Source organism: Arthrobacter sp. Bi26 (assembly GCF_918697925.1).
Classification (GTDB): domain Bacteria; phylum Actinomycetota; class Actinomycetes; order Actinomycetales; family Micrococcaceae; genus Arthrobacter.
In genome coordinates this window covers 1-3,425 of sequence record NZ_CAKKMF010000179.1, presented here as the reverse complement: position 1 = coordinate 3,425, position 3,425 = coordinate 1, and the positions used below count along the sequence as shown (strand labels likewise).

At 66.2% G+C, this 3,425-nt stretch carries 4 protein-coding genes; 2 read left to right on the top strand and 2 right to left on the bottom strand.

All coding sequences use genetic code 11. From position 1 onward, the window contains the following. The first annotated feature begins 541 nt into the window (after positions 1 to 541). Positions 542 to 1,900 (top strand): aspartate kinase, encoded by a 1,359-nt coding sequence (locus tag LQV16_RS23170; protein WP_229996177.1) that lies wholly within the window; start codon positions 542 to 544, stop codon positions 1,898 to 1,900. A gap of 199 nt (positions 1,901 to 2,099) precedes the next feature. On the opposite strand, the gene LQV16_RS23165 is transcribed toward LQV16_RS23170, so the two are convergent. After that, positions 2,100 to 2,294: a hypothetical protein gene (locus LQV16_RS23165; RefSeq protein WP_043423475.1), complete on the bottom strand. Its 195-nt coding sequence runs from the start codon at positions 2,292 to 2,294 to the stop codon at positions 2,100 to 2,102. Between the two features lie 143 nt (positions 2,295 to 2,437). Further along, positions 2,438 to 2,662 carry a hypothetical protein gene (locus LQV16_RS23160; protein ID WP_229996176.1) on the bottom strand — a complete coding sequence of 75 codons (225 nt, stop codon included), beginning with the start codon at positions 2,660 to 2,662 and terminating at the stop codon, positions 2,438 to 2,440. Positions 2,663 to 2,789: 127 nt separating this feature from the next. On the opposite strand from LQV16_RS23160, the gene LQV16_RS23155 reads away from it, so the two are divergent. Then, positions 2,790 to 3,260 (top strand): MarR family transcriptional regulator, encoded by a 471-nt coding sequence (locus LQV16_RS23155; protein WP_229996178.1) that lies wholly within the window; start codon positions 2,790 to 2,792, stop codon positions 3,258 to 3,260. Positions 3,261 to 3,425: the final 165 nt, after the last annotated feature.

Below are 3,425 nucleotides of genomic sequence, written 5' to 3'. Positions count from 1 at the left end.
GACCAGCGGACATGTCCAGCACTCCGCCCCAAGCCCGGCGGACATGTCCAGTGTCCGCGCCCAGGACTGGACACAATGCCCTCATGCCCACTCCTGCCTGCCAAGAATGAGCATGTCCCGCGGAACGGGAGAGCATGTCCACTACCCACCGCGCTCCCCAACCGGACCAGCGGACATGTCCAGCACTCCGCCCCAAGCCCGGCGGACATGTCCAGCGCCCAGCCCCAAGCCCGGCGGACATGTCCAGCGCCCAGCCCCAAGCCCGGCGGACATGTCCAGTGTCCGCGCCCAGGACTGGACACAATGCCCTCATGCCCACTCCTGCCTGCCAAGAATGAGCATGTCCCGCGGAATGGGAGAGCATGTCCACTCCTGGCTGCCATCACGGGGCATGTCCGGTGGAGAGAGGCCCGGAGTGTCTGCCATTCGGTCACAATTCAACGGCGCGGGCGGCACGGCGATAAACTGGGGTGAGAAGTTACGCCGTCGCGCCGTTTGGTTGCCTGGCCCAGAACCCCGATGATCCAGTGAGGGTGCGCGAATGAGTTTGCCCACTACCGAAGTCCAGCCCGGATCGCAGCCGCAGACGCTGCCCGTCTCGGCCGCCGCCACCAAGCACCTTGTCGTGAAGAAATTTGGCGGGTCCTCGGTGGCGGACGCGGAGGGCATCAAGCGCGTCGCCCGGAGGGTCGTGGACGCCCAAAACGCCGGCGACGAGGTGGTGGTGGTGGTTTCCGCCATGGGCGACACCACCGATGAGCTCCTTGACCTCGCCAGCCAGGTGACCGATTCCGCCCCCGCCCGTGAGATGGACATGCTCCTTTCTGCAGGCGAACGCATCTCCATGGCGCTGCTGGCCATGGCCATCAACAAGTTCGGCGCCTCGGCCCAGTCGTTCACCGGGTCCCAGGCCGGCATGATCACCGACGGCATCCACGGCAAGGCCCGGATCATCGACGTCGACCCGCACCGCATCCGCACCGCCCTGGACAAGGGGCACATCGCGATTGTGGCCGGATTCCAAGGCATGAGCCACGCCACGAACGAGATCACGACGCTTGGGCGCGGCGGCTCGGACACGACGGCCGTGGCCCTCGCCGCGGCGCTCGACGCCGATGTGTGCGAGATCTTCACCGACGTCGACGGCGTCTACACGGCCGATCCGCGCGTCGTGGCGTCGGCCCGGAAGATCGACCGCATCTCCAGCGAGGAAATGCTGGAGCTGGCCGCTTCCGGCGCTAAGATTCTTCACCTGCGCTGCGTCGAATATGCCCGCCGCTTTGGGGTGCCCCTGCACGTCCGTTCCTCATTCAGCCAGAACGAAGGCACCTGGGTCCTGCCCGGCGCCGACGACAAGATCACGACTCAAGAGGGAGTTGCCTTGGAGCAGCCAATCATCTCCGGTGTTGCACACGACCGTTCCGAAGCCAAAGTCACGGTTGTCGGCGTACCGGACATCCCCGGCAAGGCTGCGGCGATCTTCCAGGTCATCGCGGACGCCCACTCGAACATCGACATGATCGTCCAGAACGTCTCCACACACGGCACCGGCCGGACCGATATCTCCTTCACCCTCCCGATCGTCGAGGGCGCCGAGGCTCTGGCCGCCCTGCACGCCGCGCAGGACCGGATCGGCTTCGAGAGCATCGAATACAACGAGAAGATCGGCAAGCTCTCGCTGATCGGCGCCGGCATGCGCTCGCACCCGGGCGTTTCCGCGCGATTCTTCGCGGCCCTCTCCGAGGCCGGCATCAACATCAACATGATCTCCACCTCGGAGATCCGGATCTCCGTGGTCACCCACGCCGATCTGCTCGACGACGCCGTCCGGGCCATCCACAGGGCGTTTGACCTCGACAGCGAGGACGAGGCCACGGTCTACGGCGGCACCGGCCGCTAGCCGAGCCGAAGCTTGTCGGGCGGGATCCCGGAGCGCACAGAGATATGGGGAAGGGAGCGGCGCTTGCCGCTCCCTTCCCCACATCTGCCCGAATCCGGCCGCATCCCCCCGTTTCGGGCCGCAATCCAACGGCCGCACGCGGCCGCCCCGCAGCACCGGGATCCCCCCGGCACCTATGGGATGGGCGCAGCGGGCCTGCTCAGACCTCTTCTTTCCCGAGATCCGTTTTCCGGACAGCGTAGTGGTGTCCCTGGTCGTCCGTCTCGACCTCGAAGCCTGCCAGGTCGTCTTCCGAGGCGTGCTCGAAGTCATCGTGCTTGTGAACTACAGGCGCCGCGGTGTCGCCTCGATTTGCGGGCCCGAACAGGAGCCGCAGCTTGTCGGTCTTTTCCATGAAAGCTCTGACAGCACGTGTCACTAGTCCCACCCCCTTTCCTCGTCCCGGATGGTTCAGGATGCTGCACAGCGGTGTGGCAGTGCCCTCATTTTACGCCCGGCGGCGGGAAATGGCCCGGGCGCGGTGCCGCGAAAAGGGACCTAGCGCAGGGATTTGTCGTCAGGATTTCGGGGCACCACATAGGTGCTGCCATCGGGCCGGTGCAAGGTCTCCCACTGTTCAGTTTCGGCCTGCCGCATTGCCAGCAGCCGCCTGTTCTGGTCGGTCATCTCGTGGCCGAGTGAACTGCGGTTGGCCGGGCCGAACACGGCCCGGAACTTCCCGGTGGCCCGCATGAACCTCTCGACGGCGTTTTCCTTGGCCATGGCTATCCTTCCCTGGGAACAAGACAATGCTCCCAGTGTACGCTAATCATTAGTGCACTAATCATTCAAAGGAGTCGGTGTGACCGAAGGAACCCCAGCAATCCAGGGCGGGCACGTCACGCAGGGCGTGCAGGAAGCCCGGGCAGCGGAGGACGACCTCCTGCTGGAACAACAGCTCTGCTTCGCCCTGACGGTAGCCTCCCGAAGCGTCGTGGGCGCCTACAAACCCGTCCTGGACCAGCTCGGCCTGACGCACCCGCAGTACCTCGTCATGTTGTGCCTTTGGGAAGCAAGCCCGCGGTCCGTCCGCGACATCAGCGAGGCCCTGGCCCAGGAGCCGGCAACCATCTCGCCGCTGCTGCGCCGCCTCGAGACCGCCGGTTTCATCACCCGCCAGCGGATGGAAGGCAACGAGCGCACCCTCGATGTCCGGCTGACGCCGCGCGGAGCCGCCCTTCGGGAGCAAGCCACCGAAGTCCCGGGCATCATGATGGCCCGGCTGGGCCTGACGCGTGAACAGGTCGGCCAGCTGCACGCGACCATGATGGACCTGATCGCCGCCACCCGGCCAGGCCCGGACGACGCGCCCCGGCGGTAGACTGGGCAAAACAGAGGAGGACTGCTGATGCGCACGCAATCGGGCCGCCCGGCACTTGTCCTGGCGGCCGTCCTGATGGCCGTGGCCGGACTGGCCGCCTGCACGCCGAACGGCGGGCCAACACCTTCTCCCTCCACCAGCACGACGTCGGGCGCCCCCTCCACC